This window comes from Oricola sp., assembly GCF_965230365.1.
GTDB lineage: Bacteria > Pseudomonadota > Alphaproteobacteria > Rhizobiales > Rhizobiaceae > Oricola.
In genome coordinates this window covers 687939-704801 of record NZ_OZ246003.1, presented here as the reverse complement: position 1 = coordinate 704801, position 16863 = coordinate 687939, and the positions used below count along the sequence as shown (strand labels likewise).

Genomic DNA, 16863 nt, shown 5'->3' with positions numbered 1-16863 from the left:
ATGCCGACCAGTAAAAGGGAGCGTGATGGCTTCTGTGATCGGTCGGTTAGAGTTCCCTTTCGATCGCGGCGAGCAATTCCGCTTCCGTCGGATTGGCAGCTACGACGATTCGGTTGGCGAAATGCTGCATCAGCGTGTCGGCAACACGCTTTGAGATAGCGAAAAATATAGTGTTTTCAGAGACATGAATATCTTGCGACGAAGCCAATTCCGACAGTGCGCGCGCCGACTCAGCGGAATGGAATACCATTGCGGATGGAGAAACCGGGGCAAGAATGTCGCAGATTGAATCAGTTATTTGACTGACTATTTTGGTTTCATAGACTTCGTGAACTGTAACGATCATGCCGGAACCGCCGAGCTTGCCCTCAAGGTCGCCAGTACGGGTGCGGCCGCACAAATACAGCAGTCGCGCACCGGCGGCGCTGCGATCGCCGATCAGCGCAGCGAGGTCATCGACGTCGCCATCGGCCGAGTGCACTTCCATGAAGCCGCGTTCGCGTGCCGCCATCGCGGTCGCTTCACCGACGGCAAATAGCGGCTTGTCCCGCATCGATGCGACAAGCGCCTCCGGCGCGTGGCGCGCCGCGTTGGCGCTGGTCATGGCCATGCCATCGAAAGCGGTCTGCGGCCAGCCGCCGACCGGCAGATCAATCGGAACAATTTGCGTGAGCGGACAAACCACCGGGGCAAATCCGCGGGCGGCAAGGTGGCGCGCCGTCTTGTCCGCCCCGGGCTGGGGCCGCGTGACCACAATGACGGATTTGCGGCCGCCGGCCATCACGCCCAGGAAGCGAAGAAGCCGTCGCCGGCTGTCGCGCGCAACTGTTCGCCGGCTCCGCGCCCGGTCTCGACGGCTGTCTCGACCGTGCCGGAAACGGAGAGCTCATGCGCCTGCCGCCCGTCGGGTGTCAGGATCATGCCGTGAAATTCAAGCGCCCCGTCGCGGATCGTCGCATGGCCGGCAATCGGCGTGCGGCACGACCCGTCGAGCGTCGCCAGGAACGCCCGCTCGCAGGCGAGCGCCGTTGCGGTCGGCACATGGTTGAGCGGCGCGACCAGCGCATCGGTCCGTTCGTCGCCCGCCCTGCCCTCGATGCAGATCGCACCCTGTCCCGGCGCCGGCGGAAAGTCGGTAACGTCCATCAGATCGGTGATCACGTCGGCCATGCCGAGACGGCGAAGCCCGGCATTGGCAAGCAGCGTCGCGTCGGCCACACCGTCGGCCAGCTTGCGCAGCCGCGTCTGGACATTGCCGCGAAACCCGACCACTTCGATATCCGGCCGGAGCCGGCGGATCAGCGCCTGGCGGCGTAGCGAGGACGATCCGATCACAGCGCCCGCCGGCAGTTCGGCCAGCGAACCCGCCGTCGGGCAAAGGAACGCATCGCGCGGGTCTTCCCGTTCCAGAAACGCGGTGATCGCAAGCCCGTCCGGCAGCAGCGTCGGCATGTCCTTTGAGGAATGCACGGCGAGGTCGATACGACCGTCGCTCAACTGTTCCTCCAGTTCCTGAGTAAACAGACCCTTGCCGCCGACCTCGGCGAGCGGGCGGTCCTGGATCCGGTCGCCAGCTGTGGAAATAACGACGACCTCGATCGTCTCGGCCGAAATCCCGTGCGCCGCTGCAAGCCTGTTGCGCACTTCGTGCGCTTGCGCCAGGGCGAGCGGGCTGCCCCGCGTGCCGATCCGGATCTTTTCCTGCGATGCCATTCTAGTTTGCAAGCCTTATGTTCCGTGTTACCCGGGCGCGAGACGTAGCCGCAATTGCACCGGCGGGCAACATGCCGCCAGGACGGCAAGCGATATGCAGATGACGGACCCGATTCGATGACCACCGTGCTCGGCATAGAAACGAGCTGCGACGAGACCGCGGCGGCTGTCGTGCGCCGGAGCGGACAGGCGGGCCCCGGCGAGATCCTGTCGAACACGGTCTACAGCCAGATCGACGATCATGCGGCGTTTGGCGGCGTGGTGCCCGAGATCGCCGCCCGCGCCCATGTCGAGGGCCTCGATGCGATCATCGACCGCGCATTGCGCGAGGCGGAGACTTCGCTCGACGATGTCGACGCCATCGCGGTGACCGCCGGTCCGGGCCTGATCGGCGGGCTGCTGGTGGGCGTGATGACCGCCAAGGCGATCGCAGCCGCGCGCGGTATCCCGCTGATCACCGTCAACCATCTCGAAGGTCACGCGCTGACACCGCGCCTGACCGACGGCATCGGTTTTCCCTATCTGCTGCTGCTGGTATCCGGCGGGCACAGCCAGATCCTGCTTGTGGAAGGCCTCGGCAGCTACAGTCGCTGGGGCACGACCATCGACGACGCGCTGGGCGAGGCATTCGACAAGACGGCCAAGCTGCTGGCCCTGCCCTATCCTGGCGGACCGGCGGTCGAGGCCGAAGCCGAAGCGGGCGATCCGGCGCGATTCGCCTTTCCGCGCCCGATGAAAGGCGAAGAACGGCTGGACTTCTCGTTTTCCGGCCTGAAGACCGCCGTGCGCCGGCAGGCGACGCAGCTCGCGCCGCTCACCGGCACCGATATCGCCGATATCTGTGCGTCGTTTCAAGCAGCTGTCACCGAGACGCTGGCCGACCGCGTGGCCGGCGCGATGCGAAGATACCGCGCCGAGATCACCGAAGGGCCAGCCGACCTCGTCGTCGCCGGCGGTGTCGCCGCTAACCGGGCGATCCGGGCGACATTGGACGAGCTCTGCCGGGACAACGGCTTCCGGCTGCATGCGCCGCCGCTCAGCCTGTGTTCGGACAACGCGGCGATGATCGCCTGGGCAGGGCTGGAACACTTCGAGGCCCGCACCCGTCACGACATGGACATCGCGCCGCGCTCGCGCTGGCCGCTCGACAGCGATGCGGAAGCGCTGATCGGCGCGGGCCGCCGGGGAGCCAAGGCGTGAGCGGGCGCATCGCCGTCATCGGGGCAGGGGCCTGGGGCACCGCGCTGGCCGCCGCCGCGACACGTGGCGGCGGTGACTGCGTGCTGTGGGGACGCGACGCAGAGACAGTCGCCGAGATCAACGAAACGCGCCGCAACAGCCGCTATCTCGGCAATATCGCCCTGCCGGACGGCTTTTCGGCGACCGCCGATCTCGGCGAAGCGCTCGACGGCGCGGTGATCGTGTTGCTGGCCGTGCCGGCACAGACGCTGGCGACCGTCGTCGCCGACTGCGCTGAAACCGCAGCGCGGGCATCGCTGTTCATGTCCTGCGCCAAGGGTATCGACCGCGAGACGGGACAATCGATGACCGCCATCATCGCGGATACTTTCGGGCGCGATCGCGCCGCTGTGCTGTCGGGACCGAGCTTCGCTGCCGATGTCGCCGCCGGCCTGCCGACAGCGGTGACGGTCGCCGCCGGCCAGCTGGAGACCGCGCATGCGCTCGCCGCCGCGCTGTCGGGCCCGACGCTGCGCTGCTACGCGAGCGACGATGTGGCCGGTGTCGAACTCGGCGGCGCGCTGAAGAACGTGCTGGCGATTGCCGCCGGGATCGTGCACGGTCGGGCGCTCGGCGCCAGCGCGCTGGCCGCCATGACGACACGCGGCTTTGCCGAGTTGCGGCGCGTGGCAGCGGCGCTTGGCGGTCAGCCGGAAACGCTCTCCGGCCTGTCCGGCCTTGGCGACCTGATCCTCACCTGCGGTTCGGAGAAATCGCGCAATTTCGCCTATGGCGCAGCGCTTGGACGCGGCAATTCGCTGAAGGACCTGCCGCTCGCCGAGGGGGTCCATACCGCGTCCATGGCGGCGCGGCTGGCGCACGAGGCTGGGGTCGAAGCACCGATCATCGAGGCGGTCGACGCCATTCTCGCCGGGCGCACCGGCATCGACGAGACAATCGGCGGCCTGATGGCACGCCCGCTGAAAGCCGAGACTTGACCCTCGCCACGGCTGCGTTAGCACACAAACCAAACAGGGGACGACACGCATGGCGAATTACTGGTTGTTCAAATCGGAACCGTTCAAATGGTCCTGGGAGCAGCAGAAGGCGAAGGGCGAAGCCGGCGAACAGTGGGACGGCATCCGCAACTACCAGGCGCGCAACAACATGCGGGCGATGCAGATCGGCGACAAGGGCTTCTTCTACCACTCCAATGAGGGGCTTGAGGTTGTCGGCATTGTCGAGGTCTGTTCCGATATCCATCCCGACACGACAACCGACGACGAGCGCTGGGAGTGCGTCGACATCAAGGCCGTGTGCGACATGCCCAATCCGGTCACCCTGAAGGACGTGAAGGCCAATCCGAAACTGGCCGAGATGTCACTCGTCACCTCGATGAGGCTTTCCGTGCAGCCGGTCACCGAGGCCGAATGGCTGGAGGTCTGCCGCATGGGCGGGCTCGACAACCCGCCGATGTGATCGCGGCCCCGCCGGCCATGCCCGACCGCGATCCGACCGCGTTCATTCGCGAAAACACCGCCATCGCAGCGCCGCCGCATGTGCCGGAAGTTCGCCTGCATCTCGCCGACGAGGCACATGAACTGTGGCATCGCACCGAGGACGAGCTGGAGGCGATCGGCCTGCCGCCGCCGTTCTGGGCCTTCGCATGGGCCGGCGGGCAGGGGTTGGCGCGCTACATCCTCGATGATCCCGAGACGGTGCGCGGGCGCCATGTGCTCGATTTCGCGACCGGTTCGGGGCTGGTGGCGATTGCCGCCGCATGGGCTGGCGCGGCGTCGGCGACCGCCTGCGACATCGACCCGTTCTGCGGTCCGGCGGTGGCGCTCAACGCGGCGTTGAACCGCGTCGACATCGACTATGAATGCCGCGATCTGACCGGTGGATCGGTTGCAGCCGATGTCGTGCTGGCCGGCGACGTCTTCTTCGACCGGGAAATGGCCGACCGCATCACCCCCTGGTTCGGCGCGCTGGCGAGCGCCGGAAAGACTGTGCTGGTCGGCGATCCCGGGCGCAGCTATCTGCCGCGCGAACGGCTGATCCTGCTTGCCGAATATCGGGTTCCGGTCACGCGCGCGCTCGAGGATGCCGAGGTCAAACGCACCCGCGTGTGGCGCTTCGCTTGAATTTCTAGACTCGCCGTCTTCAGAGTTCACGACAATGAAGCCGATATCGAGTGACGCACAGCCGGGCAGACCCATTCTAAACTAAATTCAGTCAAAACAGATCACAGCTACTTCACTGTCACCGGCAAAGCGCTTCGTCGCCCATTTCTTATATTCGGCCGCTGTACACAACTCTTTCGCCGCATCATTAGCATCTCGAGGTGACTGGACAACAAATGCGACAGGCTCTTTTGCCTGAGGCGCTGTACAGATCACAGCTACTTCACTGCCACCGGCAAAGCGCTTCGTCGCCCATTTCTTATATCCGGCCGCTGTACACAACTCTTTCGCCGCATCATTAGCATCTCGAGGTGATTGGACAACAAATGCGACAGGCTCTTTTGCTTGAGACGCTGTTATCGATGCTAACAAAACGCATAATGTCCAAAACAAAGTCTTCTTCAATTTATCTCTCCATCATTTGAATTCGATACTTGGGGTACAAATTACAAATATCATAGAATTATTTATAATCATATTGTAAATGTACGTAATCGTGTGGGAATAGTCACTTTTTCTGCATAGATCACCCGCGCGCTAGAGGATGCTGAGATCAAACGCACCTGCGTGTGGCGCTTCGCTTGAATTTGTTCGCCAGCTTGTGTTTCATCGCCGGCATATTCGAACCGGGAGGGACAGGCATGGAGTTCGGCGGCATCAACTATCTGGCGGTTCTTGTGGCCGCAGTCGCGGCGTTCGCCGCAGGCGCCATCTATTACGGCGCGCTCGGCAAGCCCTGGATGAAGGCGGCACGCATCGATCCGGCCGACACCAGGATGTCGCCGACGCTGTTTGCCATCAACTTCGTCTGCGAACTCGTCATGGCCTGGGTACTGGCCGGCGTGATCGGCCATCTGGGCGACGGCGAAGTCACCGTGCGCAACGGCGTTATCTCCGGCGCTTTCGTCTGGCTCGGCTTCATCGCCACCGCCATGACGGTGAACCACCGCTATCAGGGCTTTGGCTGGAACCTGACACTGATCGATTCCGGCCACTGGCTGATCGTCGCCATCCTGATGGGCGGCATCATCGGTGCGTTCGGGGTCTAACCGACAACCCGCAGCACGGTCTGCGGCCGAAGTCGCGGCAGCAGCCAGTCGAGGTCCGGTGGGCTGAGGGCGATGCAGCCCTCGGTCGGCTCGAGGCCGGGCTTGGCGACATGCAGGAAGATCGCCGAGCCCCGATGGCGCGCCCGGCCGCGCGGCGGGCGGTTCCAGTCGAGTACGATACAGACATCGTAGAGCCGGTCGTCGCGCATCATGCGCTCGTGACTGGCCGCAAAAGGCAGCCGCACCGGCTCGTTGTAGTTCGCATCGGCCGGCGCATCGCACCAGCCATCGTCGCCGCGAATCGCCTTCGACGCGCCAAAGAATTGCGGCCGCCCGCGCCGGTCGGCGCGAAAGTAGCATCCGGTGGCGCGCAACCGCGCAATCGGCGTCGCGCCGTCCCCCTCGCGCTTGAAGGCCGATATTCCGCCCCGCCCCAAGGCGCAGCACAAAACCCGCCCGCCGGCGCAAAGCCGCCCCTGGCGGGGATTTCCCGGTGCCCTGCGCACCTCGATCGTCGATATGATGGAATTAATCGCTCCGCCCTTTTTCGTTCACGTTTTTCGTCAATCACTCACGAGTTGGTGCAATGTTCCGTGAAGTGCTTTCGCCGTTCATATTTCCATGACAGGAGATTTGTGAATAGGCTGACGCACAAACGGGCGAACTACCAAAGCGAGAAAACACATGAGTGCACGGACGATACTTCTGGTCGATGACGACGACGATCTGCGCGAAATGCTCGTTGAGCAGCTATCGCTCTACGAGGAGTTCTCGGTCCTGCAGGAAGATACGGCCACCAAGGGCATCCAGGCAGCGCGCGGCGGCGTGATCGACCTTTTGATCATCGATGTCGGCCTGCCGGACATGGACGGCCGCGAGGCGGTCAAGATCCTGCGCAAGAGCGGATTCAAGGCTCCCGTAATCATGCTGACCGGCCACGACACCGATTCCGACACGATTCTCGGGCTCGAGGCCGGCGCCAACGACTATGTGACCAAGCCGTTCAAATTCGCCGTGCTCCTGGCCCGCATCCGCGCCCAACTGCGCCAGCACGAGCAGAGCGAAGACGCCACCTTCGTGGTCGGCCCCTACACCTTCAAGCCCAGCCAGAAGCTTCTGATCGACGGCAATGGCTCGAAGGTCCGGCTGACCGAAAAGGAATCGGCGATTATCAAGTATCTGTATCGCGCCGACCGCAAGGTGGTGACGCGCGACACGCTTCTGGAAGAGGTCTGGGGCTACAATTCCGGCGTCACCACGCACACGCTGGAAACCCATGTCTACCGGTTGCGCCAGAAGATCGAACGCGATCCGTCCAATGCGGCACTGCTGGTCACCGAAAGCGGCGGCTACAAGCTAAACCCTTAACCCTGCGGTATTGTCGGCATCGCGCCGGCATCCGCGCCTCCGACTGGCGAAAAGAGTAGCTCGCACTGCAGCGATTCCGGTCCTGCAGTGCAAAAAACGCGTTTACTAAACTTCAGCGCGAGGACTATTCAGACTTGAATCCCTGTTGTAACAGCGGCCTTTACTGGGATGGAACATTACGGGATCAGAATTGTCGCTCGAAGACGATATCGGGATCATTTCGAGGGTTTCGCTGTTCGAAGACCTGACGCAGGAACAATTGCGGCTGCTCGCCTTCGGCGCTGAACGGCTGTCGCTGACCAAAGGGCGCGAACTGTACCGGGAAGGTCAAAAAGCCGAATGCGGCTATGTCGTTGCCGCCGGCGGCATTGTGCTGTTTCGCGAGACGCAACGGGGGCGGCAGCAACTCGGCGAGGTCGGCCCCGGCATGATCCTGGGAGAAATGGCGCTGCTCACCGAGGCGAATCGCCTGACCAGCGCCGTGGCCGCCCGGGACAGCCAGGTGATTCGGATCAACCGCAGCCTGTTCCGGCGGATTCTCGAAGAATACCCGGACATGGCGGCTGCGTTGCACGACAGGCTGAAAGATCGCTTGCACGGCATGCTGGTCCAGATCGGCGAAATGGAAGACCGGTTCAAGGCCAACTAACCCGGACGCGCTCTAGAATTCGAACGTCGCGGTCACGGGTACATGGTCGGACGGCTTCTCCCAGCCGCGCGCCTCGCGCAGTACCTCGATACCACGCAATGCCGGCTCCAGATCGGCCGAGCCCCAGACATGATCAAGCCTGCGGCCGCGATCCGACACATCCCAGTCACGCGCCCGGTAACTCCACCAGGTGAAGATTTTCTCCTCCGGCGGAATGTGGTTGCGCATCAGGTCGGCCCAACCGCCTGCCAGGCGCAGATCTTCCAGCGTCTCGGTTTCGATCGGCGTATGGCTGACCACCTTGAGCAGTTGCTTGTGCGACCAGACATCGGTTTCCAGCGGTGCGATGTTGAGATCGCCGACCAAAAGCGCCGAGTCGGCGCATCCCGGATCGGCGGGAATGTTGCGCATCTCGTCGAGGAAGGCGAGCTTGTGGGCGAATTTCGGATTGATGTCTGGGTTCGGCTCGTCGCCGCCGGCGGGCACATAGAAATTGTGTACCCTGACCGCACGGTCCGGTGTCCGCACAATCGCGTCGAGATGGCGCGTATCGTCAATCTCGCAAAATGTCCGGCGGTTGGCGTCCTCCAGCGGAAACCGCGAAATCGTCGCCACGCCGTGATAGCCCTTCTGCCCGTGCACCTCGATATGCTCGTAGCCGAGCTTGCGAAATGCGCCGCTTGGAAACTGGTCGTTCGGACACTTGGTTTCCTGCAGGCACAGCACATCGGGCGCGTATTTTTCCAGGAATGCAATCACGATCGGCAGCCGCAACCGCACCGAATTGATGTTCCAGGTGGTAATCGAAAAGGTCATGAAAAGGCTCTCTGAGGATGCGCGCATTTTCCAGCCGCAGCCCGCAAAAACAAGCGGCGGCAACGCGTTTCCGCTTCGCCGCCGGTCAAAAGCGGTGGATTGAGGTCAGCGGCTGTCGCCGCCCGTCTTCTTCTCGCGGATGCGCGCATAGGGAATTTTGAACGTCCCCTCGGCGAATCGCACGCCGGTCCGGATGTTCGACAGAATCACGGTGGTGTCCTTGCCTTGCGCGTCGCGTATGGTCCACTGGCGGATCTCGAAGGTGTTCGGATCGAACATCATGGTGATCTCGCTGTCGCCGAACACCTGCTTGTCGCCCATCACAATCGTCGTCAGGTCCGGGTCTTCCTTGACATTGCGTACGCGGTTGCTGCCGAGATCGATCGTATCGCCCAACAGCAGCTTCAACGGCGTCTTGTTGAGCGGATAGGCGTCCCAGGTGTCGAGCTTCTTGTTGTTGACGACCAGCGAACGGCCATCGGCGACAACGCGGATCGGCGACGGCTGCTCATAGAGAAACAACAGGCGGCCCGGACGCTGGATGAAGAACTTGCCGCCGGTCGATTCGCCCTTCGGCCCGAACTGGACGAATTCGCCGGTCATCGTCTTCACCGAGGCGAAATGGTCGGCGATCCGCTCGGCGGCGCCCTCAGCGGCCGCTGGCAAGGAGAGAGCGCAGGCCAGGGATGCGCCGGCTAGGCCTGAGAGGACGGTGCGGCGGGTCGCCCGGCGCGGGTTGAAGCGCATGCTGTCGCGCATGTGAAGGCTCCGGTCTTGAAGTTGCGATTTTCGGCGATGGTTACGCATCGAGTTTGACTGCACTGTGGCGCCCGCCACACCGCGAACGCTTACATCTTGTCTTCTTCGGTCGGCACGAGGATCTCGCGTTTTCCGGCATGGTTGGCCGGCCCGATGATGCCTTCCTGCTCCATGCGCTCGATGATCGAGGCGGCCCGGTTGTAGCCGATGCCGAGGCGGCGCTGGACATAGCTGGTCGAGGCCTTGCCGTCGCGCAGCACCACGGCGACAGCCTGGTCGTAGGGGTCCTCCGATTCGCCGGCCGAACCGCCGCCGGCCCCGCCACCGCCGCCGACATCCTCCTCGTCGTCTTCGGTGATCGCCTCCAGATATTCCGGAACGCCCTGCAGCTTCAGGTGATTGACGATGGTTTCGACTTCATTGTCGCTGACGAACGGCCCGTGCACGCGCTGGATTCGTCCGCCGCCGGCCATGTAGAGCATGTCGCCCATGCCGAGCAGCTGTTCGGCGCCCTGCTCGCCCAGGATCGTGCGCGAATCGATCTTCGACGTGACCTGGAAGGAAATCCGGGTCGGGAAATTGGCCTTGATCGTACCGGTGATCACGTCGACCGACGGACGCTGCGTGGCCATGACCACGTGGATGCCGGCGGCGCGCGCCATCTGCGCCAGACGCTGCACCGCGCCTTCGATGTCCTTGCCGGCGACCATCATCAGGTCGGCCATCTCGTCGATAATGACGACGATGTAGGGCATCAGTTGCAGGTCGAGCACTTCGGTCTCGTAGATCGCCTCGCCGGTCTCGCGGTCGAAACCGGTCTGCACGGTGCGCGAGATCACCTCGCCCTTGGCGAGCGCCTCCTTCACCTTGGCGTTGAAGCCATCGATGTTGCGCACGCCGAGTTTCGACATGTTCTTGTAGCGCTGCTCCATCTCGCGGACGGTCCATTTCAGCGCCACGACCGCCTTTTTCGGATCGGTCACCACCGGCGTCAGCAAATGCGGAATGCCGTCATAGACCGACAGTTCGAGCATTTTCGGGTCGATCATGATCAGCCGGCACTGCTCCGGCGTCATCTTGTAGAGGATCGACAGGATCATGGTGTTGATGGCGACCGACTTGCCCGAGCCGGTGGTGCCGGCGACCAACAGGTGCGGCATCTTGGCAAGATCGGCGATCACCGCCTCGCCATTGATCGTCTTGCCAAGCGTCAGCGCCAGCTTGGCCTTGGAGCTGTCATAACTCTGCGACGAGATGAGTTCGCGCAGATAGACCATCTCGCGGCGCGGATTGGGTAGTTCGATGCCGATCGCGTTGCGGCCGGGCACGACGGCGACGCGCGCCGCGATCGCGCTCATCGAACGTGCAATGTCCTCGGCAAGCCCGATCACCCGCGACGACTTGATGCCGGGCGCAGGCTCCAGCTCGTAGAGCGTGACGACCGGGCCGGGCCGGACATGGATGATTTCGCCGCGCACGCCGAAATCCTCCAGCACGCCTTCCAGCACGCGGGCATTCTGTTCCAGTGCCTGCGGCGACAGGCTGGGATCCTTGCCAGCGCTCTTCGGCTCGGCGAGGAGCGCCACCGGTGGCAGTTCGAACGCTTCATCGGCGAGGAATGAGGCCTGCGCCTCGCGCTGCACGCGCACGCTCTGCTTCGGTTTCGGCGCAGGCGCGGCCACACGCACGCCGTTGGCCATGCCCTGCGCCAATACGGGGGCAGCCGCAGGTTCGGCAGGCGGCGGGGCGTCGTCCTCGACACCTGCGAAATCATCGGCGCTGAGATCGAACTCGTCATCATAGACCTCGGCGAAATCCGGCTCGACACGGCCATCCACCTCGAGCGCGTCGCGTTCAATCGTCTCGCGCCCAGAGGCCGGTTCGCGCACCGCTCGCCGCCGGCTGCCGAACACCGCCCGACGCAGGGTCGCGCGCAGCGTGTAGCCGGCATGAATCAACGCGCCGAGCGTCACGAAACGCATCCCGGCTTCGTCGTCCTCGTCCTCGGCCTCCTCTTCCGCAGCCTCGCGCCACAGGAATCCGCAGGCGACCGCAAGCGCATAGATGGCAGCGGGAAATAGCAGAAGCGCACAAATCGCCTTGAGCCAGCCGGCCGGATAACCGCCAGTCAGCAGACCGGGCAGTCGCAACACCATGTCGCCGAATACACCGCCCAGGCCTGTCGGCAGCGCCCAGCCGGCACTGACCGGCAGGCAACCGATGGCAGCCGCGCTTAAAATGGCGGCAACCGGCCAGATCGCCAGCCGACGCAACGCGTGATCCCAATGATGCCCGCGCACCCGCGCATGGCCCCAGAATACCAGCGGCAGCAGGGCCGGCAGGGCGGCCACGCCGAGGAACTGCATCGCCAGATCGGAAAACACCGCACCGGGGTATCCCATCGCGTTGCGCACCGGCGCGTCGTTGGCATAGCTCCAGCTCGGATCGCCGGCATTCCAGGTCGCAAGCGAGAACAGCGCGAAGGCGGCGACCAGCCAGATCAGGCAGCCGGAAGCGAACTCTGCCTGCCGCCTGAAGAAAGCGCCCAGCCCGGCGGATACCGCCCGGCTACGCCGTCGGCCATGCCTGGCTGATATCGCGTTGTCGGCCCTCATCGCTCAACCTCGTCCATTGGCCGCCTTTCGGCGGACGGAGTAACCCGGCCCGACCCTATGGGAGCTTGGTTAAACAGCCATTAACCATGGGCTGGCCGGAAAAGCCGGGACGGCAATGTTCAAGGGCGGCAAAAAAAAGGGCCCGGTCGAGGACCGGGCCAATTGACGTGACGAGTATCATCACGACGGGATTGGTATGAGGCGGGCGGCCCGTCCATGCCCGGGCCGCCCGTTTCGGCTCTGCTCAAGAGCCGCCCTGGAACTCCGGATAGGCATCGACGCCGACTTCCGCCTTGTCGAGACCCATCATCTCTTCTTCCGGCGTTGCCCGGATGCCCATTACCGCCCTCAGGATGCCCCAGACGATGAAGGCTGCAACCAGGGTGAACACGCCGTAGGCGATGATGCCAACGAGCTGCACGCCATAGCTGGTGTCCGCGTTGGAGAACGGAACGATCAGCGTGCCCCAGATACCTGCGAACAGGTGAACAGGAATCGCGCCGACCACGTCGTCGACCTTGAAGCGGTCGAGCAGCGGAACGGTGAAGACCACGATCGCGCCGCCGACGCCGCCGATCAGGATCGCCTGCCACACGGCCGGAGCCAGCGGCTCGGCGGTGATCGACACAAGGCCGGCCAGCGCGCCGTTGAGCACCATCGTCACGTCGACCTTGCGGTAGAGAACCTGCAGCAGGATGATCGTCACGACCACGCCGGATGCGGCTGCGATGTTGGTGTTGGCGAAGATGCGCGACACGTCGGTGACGTCGCTGATCGTGCCCATGGCGAGCTGCGACGCGCCGTTGAAGCCGAACCAGCCGAGCCACAGGATGAAGGTACCGAGCGTTGCCAGCGGGATGCTGGAGCCCGGCATCGGGTTGATCTTGCCGCCTTCATACTTGCCGGCGCGCGCGCCGACGAGTATGGCGCCGGCAAGAGCTGCCCAGCCGCCGACCGAGTGAACCAGCGTCGAACCGGCGAAGTCGGAGAAGCCCATTTCGGAGAGCCAGCCACCGCCCCACTGCCAGGAACCGGCGATCGGGTAGATGAAGCCGGTCAACACGACGACGAAGATCAGGAAAGGCCAGAGCTTCGTGCGCTCGGCGATCGTGCCGGACACGATGGATGCGGCCGTTGCCACGAACACCATCTGGAAGAACCAGTCGGAAGCCGTCGAATAGCCGGTGTCGAGCGCGTCGCCGCCAACCGGATCGAAGGCGTAGGTGCCGAACGAACCGATGTATCCGCCGTCAACGCCGGTATACATCAGGTTGTAGCCGACGACCCAGTACATGATGCCGGCGATGGAATAGAGCGCGATGTTCTTCAGCGACTGCATCGACACGTTCTTGGAGCGCACCAAGCCCGCTTCCAGCATCGCGAAGCCCGCGGCCATCCACATGACGAGGAAACCGCCGATCAGGAACAGCAGCGTGTTGAAGATATACTGGACGTCGGCGCTCACCGCAGGCGCGGCCTCCGCCTCCTGGGCCATGGCCGGCCCGGCGATCAGCAGGGTTGCGGCGGCCAAGCCGGCGACCCCGTATTGAAAACCTTTAGACAATGTCATGTCCTTCATACTCCTGGGATAGTGCGGTTGCCGCGTCACAACGCTTCGGAATCGGTCTCGCCGGTGCGGATCCGCACTGCGGTATCGATCGTGTAGGTGAAGATCTTGCCGTCGCCGATCTGGCCGGTCTTGGCAGCTCCGGTGATCGCTTCGATGACCTTGTCGACCATCTCGTCGTCGATCACGACCTCGACTTTCAGCTTCGGCAGGAAGCTGATCGCGTACTCAGCTCCGCGATAGATTTCGGTATGCCCCTTCTGACGCCCGTACCCCTTCACCTCGGTGACGGTCAGGCCCTGGACGCCAAGCCCCGTGAGGGCCTCACGCACCTCATCGAGTTTGAAGGGCTTGATAATGGCCATGACAACTTTCATCAGCTCAACTTCCCTATCGTCTTGTCTGCGCCGGCAATGCCGGCTCCGGTGGTTTGCAACGCCGCATAAACCGCGAAACGCTGTCGAACCCTTCAAACAAGACTCGTGCCAATTGGGAATTTCGTAGCTAACGCATTGAAAACGCTAATATCTGCTTGTCATATTTTGCGACGCAGCAAGTTTGGCCGAAACTTCTCGCCTAAGAAATCAGCAATTTTTTGATTTTGCACAACGATTAGACACGAGAATGGTGCAATCGGACGAATGCCGAGAATTTGTGCAACTCACCGCTGCGATGGCGGGAAGGAACCTCAGCGACGGCCCTTGTTGCGCACCCGCACCAGCCCTTCCTGGGCGACGGAGGCCACCAACGCGCCGTCAGACGAGAAGATCTGGCCGCGCGTCATGCCGCGCGCGCCCGACGTGCTGGGGCTGTCCTGGGTATAAAGGAACCACTCGTCCAGCTTGTGCGGGCGATGGAACCACATGGCATGATCGAGGCTGGCGACCTGCAAGTCGTTGTCGAATATCGAGCGACCATGCGCAAACAGCGACGTGTCGAGCAGCGTCATGTCCGACAGATAGGCCAGCACGGCTGCCTGCAGTGCCCGGTCGTCCGGCACCGGCCCGGTCGTCCTGATCCAGATGTTCTGTCGCGGCGGCAGTTTCTCGCGCGTGACATAGTGGGTCAGCGAAACCGGCTTCATCTCGATTGGCCGTTCGCGCTCCCAGTAGCGGCGAACGTTGTCCGGCACCTGGTCGATGAAATGGCGGATCAACTCCTTTTCGCCAAGCAGCGTGTCGGGATGCGGCACGTCGGCCGGCATGTCGAAGGCGTGCTCAAGCCCCGGTTCGTCGAACTGGAAGGAAGCCGAAAGCGAAAAGATCGCCTTGCCGTGCTGGACGGCCACCACCCGCCGCGTGGTGAAGCTGCTGCCGTCGCGGATCCGGTCGACTTCGTAGACGATCGGGACTTTCGGGTCGCCCGGCCGCATGAAGTAGCAATGCAGCGAATGCACATGACGCTCGGGGTCGACAGTGCGCTGCGCAGCGACCAGCGCCTGGCCGATCACCTGGCCGCCGAACACCCGTTGCCAGCCCGATTGGGGGCTGCGACCACGAAACAGATTGTGTTCGAGCGGCTCAAGGTCGAGAATGGAGAGCAGTTCCTGTACGGCGGCCGACATGCGCGATGATCCGTTTGCTGAAGTAACCCGGTCTTGCTACATCCGCGCCGTCGCAAGTCAAGCATGGCGGGTCGCCGGCACCCGGCACCTCCACGGAGAGATGACATGACGAAAAAACCAGCGCGCACCGCAAAGAAGGCCGGTACCGAGGCCGACAAACCAGTCGACGTCCTGGTCGCCGGCGCCGGCTATGTCGGGTTGGCGATTGCCGCAGCGGTCGCCGAAGCCGCGCCGCATCTGTCGATCCGGGTTGTCGATCCGGCACCCGAAGGGGTTTGGAAGAACGACGCCCGCGCTTCGGCCATCGCCGCCGCCGCCTGCCGGATGCTGGAAAAACTCGGTTGCTGGGACGCGGTTGCGCCCGATGCCGAGCCGATCCGCGAAATGATCGTCACCGACAGCCGCACCGGCGATCCGGTCCGCCCGGTGTTCCTGACCTTCGACGGCGATGTCGGCGACGGTGAACCCTTTGCCCACATGATGCCCAACGCGACACTGAATGGGGCGCTGCGCGAGAAATGCGCCGCGATCGGCGTAACGGTCTCGCAAGGTGCCGGCGTCGCAAACTTCACGCGGACCGATGGCGGCGGCTTCGTCGACGCGACGATGTCCGACGGAACAAACATCCGCACCCGCCTGCTGATTGCCGCCGACGGCGCACGCTCGGCGCTGCGCACCGTCGCCGGGATCAAGACCGTCCACTGGGACTACGGCCAGTCCGGCATTGTTGCGACGATCGCCCACGAGCGACCGCACAATGGCCGCGCCGAGGAACACTTCCTGCCGTCCGGCCCGTTCGCGATCCTGCCGTTGAAGGGCAACCGGTCGTCCATTGTCTGGTCCGAAAACCGCCAGAGGGCGGAGCAGTTGCTGGCCGGCGACGACTTCACATTCGACATCGAACTGGAAAAACGTTTCGGCCTGCGGCTCGGTGAATTCCGCATCGAGGGCCAGAAGCGGGCCTATCCGCTCGGACTGACGCTCGCCCGCGACTTTGTGCGCCCACGTTTCGCGCTGGCGGGAGACGCCGCGCACGGCATTCATCCGATCGCCGGCCAGGGCCTCAATCTCGGCTTCAAGGACGCTGCGGCGATTGCGGAGACCATCGTCGAGGCCGACAGGCTCGGTCAGGATATCGGCGCACTCGACGTGTTGCAGCGCTACGAACGCTGGCGGCGCTTCGACACGCTGCAGATGGGCATCACCTGCGACGTTTTGAACCGCACCTTCTCCAACGACTTCACCCCGCTGCGGGCAGCCCGCGACATCGGCCTTGGCATGGTCGACCGCATGCCCGGCCTGAAGAACTTCTTCATCTCGCAGGCTGCCGGCCTGACCGGGCCCGCGCCGCGCCTGTTGCGCGGCGAGGCGATCTGATCTGAACGCAAAGACCGGCGCGAG

Annotated in this window: 18 protein-coding genes; 8 read left to right on the top strand and 10 right to left on the bottom strand. The window is 63.6% G+C overall.

The features are described from left to right. Positions 1 to 46 precede the first annotated feature (46 nt). Together ACO06R_RS03365 and hemC are read right to left on the bottom strand one after the other, a co-directional pair. A complete protein-coding gene (locus ACO06R_RS03365; protein ID WP_421856027.1) occupies positions 47 to 781 on the bottom strand; it encodes a uroporphyrinogen-III synthase in 735 nt (244 codons plus the stop codon). Further along, positions 781 to 1725, bottom strand: a complete 945-nt coding sequence (gene hemC, locus ACO06R_RS03360) for a hydroxymethylbilane synthase (protein ID WP_421856025.1) — start codon at positions 1723 to 1725, stop codon at positions 781 to 783. Before hemC ends, ACO06R_RS03365 begins: the two co-directional genes overlap by 1 nt. A gap of 105 nt (positions 1726 to 1830) precedes the next feature. Here hemC and tsaD point away from each other — a divergent pair, with 105 nt between their 5' ends. Genes tsaD through ACO06R_RS03340 form a run of 4 tightly spaced genes read left to right on the top strand, consistent with a single transcriptional unit; the run spans position 1831 to position 5036 of the window. Continuing rightward, complete coding sequence (gene tsaD, locus ACO06R_RS03355) at positions 1831 to 2913, top strand: tRNA (adenosine(37)-N6)-threonylcarbamoyltransferase complex transferase subunit TsaD (RefSeq protein ID WP_421856023.1); 1083 nt, start codon at positions 1831 to 1833, stop codon at positions 2911 to 2913. Continuing rightward, positions 2910 to 3890: an NAD(P)H-dependent glycerol-3-phosphate dehydrogenase gene (locus tag ACO06R_RS03350; protein ID WP_421856021.1), complete on the top strand. Its 981-nt coding sequence runs from the start codon at positions 2910 to 2912 to the stop codon at positions 3888 to 3890. Before tsaD ends, ACO06R_RS03350 begins: the two co-directional genes overlap by 4 nt. A gap of 49 nt (positions 3891 to 3939) precedes the next feature. Then, on the top strand, positions 3940 to 4371 hold the full coding sequence (locus tag ACO06R_RS03345) for an EVE domain-containing protein (protein WP_421856019.1): 432 nt from the start codon (positions 3940 to 3942) through the stop codon (positions 4369 to 4371). Next, a complete protein-coding gene (locus ACO06R_RS03340) occupies positions 4323 to 5036 on the top strand; it encodes a class I SAM-dependent methyltransferase (RefSeq protein WP_421856017.1) in 714 nt (237 codons plus the stop codon). Before ACO06R_RS03345 ends, ACO06R_RS03340 begins: the two co-directional genes overlap by 49 nt. An 87-nt stretch (positions 5037 to 5123) precedes the next feature. Here ACO06R_RS03340 and ACO06R_RS03335 read toward each other — a convergent pair whose 3' ends face one another. Continuing rightward, positions 5124 to 5480, bottom strand: coding sequence for a hypothetical protein (locus ACO06R_RS03335; protein WP_421856015.1), 357 nt, complete (start codon positions 5478 to 5480; stop codon positions 5124 to 5126). A 236-nt stretch (positions 5481 to 5716) separates the two neighbouring features. Between ACO06R_RS03335 and ACO06R_RS03330 the strand changes: the two genes are divergently transcribed. Then, entirely contained in the window at positions 5717 to 6124 is a 408-nt protein-coding gene (locus ACO06R_RS03330; protein ID WP_421856013.1) for a DUF1761 domain-containing protein, read from the top strand. Here ACO06R_RS03330 and ACO06R_RS03325 read toward each other — a convergent pair. Beyond that, positions 6121 to 6630, bottom strand: a complete 510-nt coding sequence (locus ACO06R_RS03325; RefSeq protein WP_421856011.1) for a L,D-transpeptidase family protein — start codon at positions 6628 to 6630, stop codon at positions 6121 to 6123. The two genes, ACO06R_RS03330 and ACO06R_RS03325, sit on opposite strands and share 4 nt — an antisense overlap. Positions 6631 to 6808: 178 nt before the next feature. Between ACO06R_RS03325 and ACO06R_RS03320 the strand changes: the two genes are divergently transcribed. Both ACO06R_RS03320 and ACO06R_RS03315 read left to right on the top strand, forming a co-directional pair. After that, a complete protein-coding gene (locus ACO06R_RS03320; protein ID WP_421856009.1) occupies positions 6809 to 7492 on the top strand; it encodes a response regulator transcription factor in 684 nt (227 codons plus the stop codon). 190 nt (positions 7493 to 7682) lie between these two features. Next, positions 7683 to 8141: a cyclic nucleotide-binding domain-containing protein gene (locus tag ACO06R_RS03315; RefSeq protein ID WP_421856007.1), complete on the top strand. Its 459-nt coding sequence runs from the start codon at positions 7683 to 7685 to the stop codon at positions 8139 to 8141. A gap of 12 nt (positions 8142 to 8153) precedes the next feature. Here ACO06R_RS03315 and ACO06R_RS03310 read toward each other — a convergent pair whose 3' ends face one another. From ACO06R_RS03310 to tesB, 6 genes are all read right to left on the bottom strand, one after another. Next, the gene (locus tag ACO06R_RS03310) at positions 8154 to 8957 is read right to left on the bottom strand and encodes an exodeoxyribonuclease III (RefSeq protein ID WP_421856005.1); all 804 of its coding nucleotides are present in this window, start codon (positions 8955 to 8957) and stop codon (positions 8154 to 8156) included. A 105-nt stretch (positions 8958 to 9062) separates the two neighbouring features. Further along, on the bottom strand, positions 9063 to 9716 hold the full coding sequence (locus ACO06R_RS03305; RefSeq protein WP_421856003.1) for an outer membrane lipoprotein carrier protein LolA: 654 nt from the start codon (positions 9714 to 9716) through the stop codon (positions 9063 to 9065). Between the two features lie 89 nt (positions 9717 to 9805). Next, positions 9806 to 12331: a DNA translocase FtsK gene (locus ACO06R_RS03300; protein WP_421856001.1), complete on the bottom strand. Its 2526-nt coding sequence runs from the start codon at positions 12329 to 12331 to the stop codon at positions 9806 to 9808. A gap of 244 nt (positions 12332 to 12575) precedes the next feature. Further along, positions 12576 to 13901: an ammonium transporter gene (locus tag ACO06R_RS03295; RefSeq protein WP_421855999.1), complete on the bottom strand. Its 1326-nt coding sequence runs from the start codon at positions 13899 to 13901 to the stop codon at positions 12576 to 12578. A gap of 35 nt (positions 13902 to 13936) precedes the next feature. Then, complete coding sequence (locus tag ACO06R_RS03290) at positions 13937 to 14275, bottom strand: P-II family nitrogen regulator (protein ID WP_421855997.1); 339 nt, start codon at positions 14273 to 14275, stop codon at positions 13937 to 13939. A gap of 311 nt (positions 14276 to 14586) precedes the next feature. Further along, positions 14587 to 15462, bottom strand: coding sequence for an acyl-CoA thioesterase II (gene tesB, locus ACO06R_RS03285; protein WP_421855995.1), 876 nt, complete (start codon positions 15460 to 15462; stop codon positions 14587 to 14589). Positions 15463 to 15567: 105 nt separating this feature from the next. On the opposite strand from tesB, the gene ACO06R_RS03280 reads away from it, so the two are divergent. After that, positions 15568 to 16839 carry a ubiquinone biosynthesis hydroxylase gene (locus tag ACO06R_RS03280; RefSeq protein WP_421855993.1) on the top strand — a complete coding sequence of 424 codons (1272 nt, stop codon included), beginning with the start codon at positions 15568 to 15570 and terminating at the stop codon, positions 16837 to 16839. Positions 16840 to 16863 lie beyond the last annotated feature (24 nt).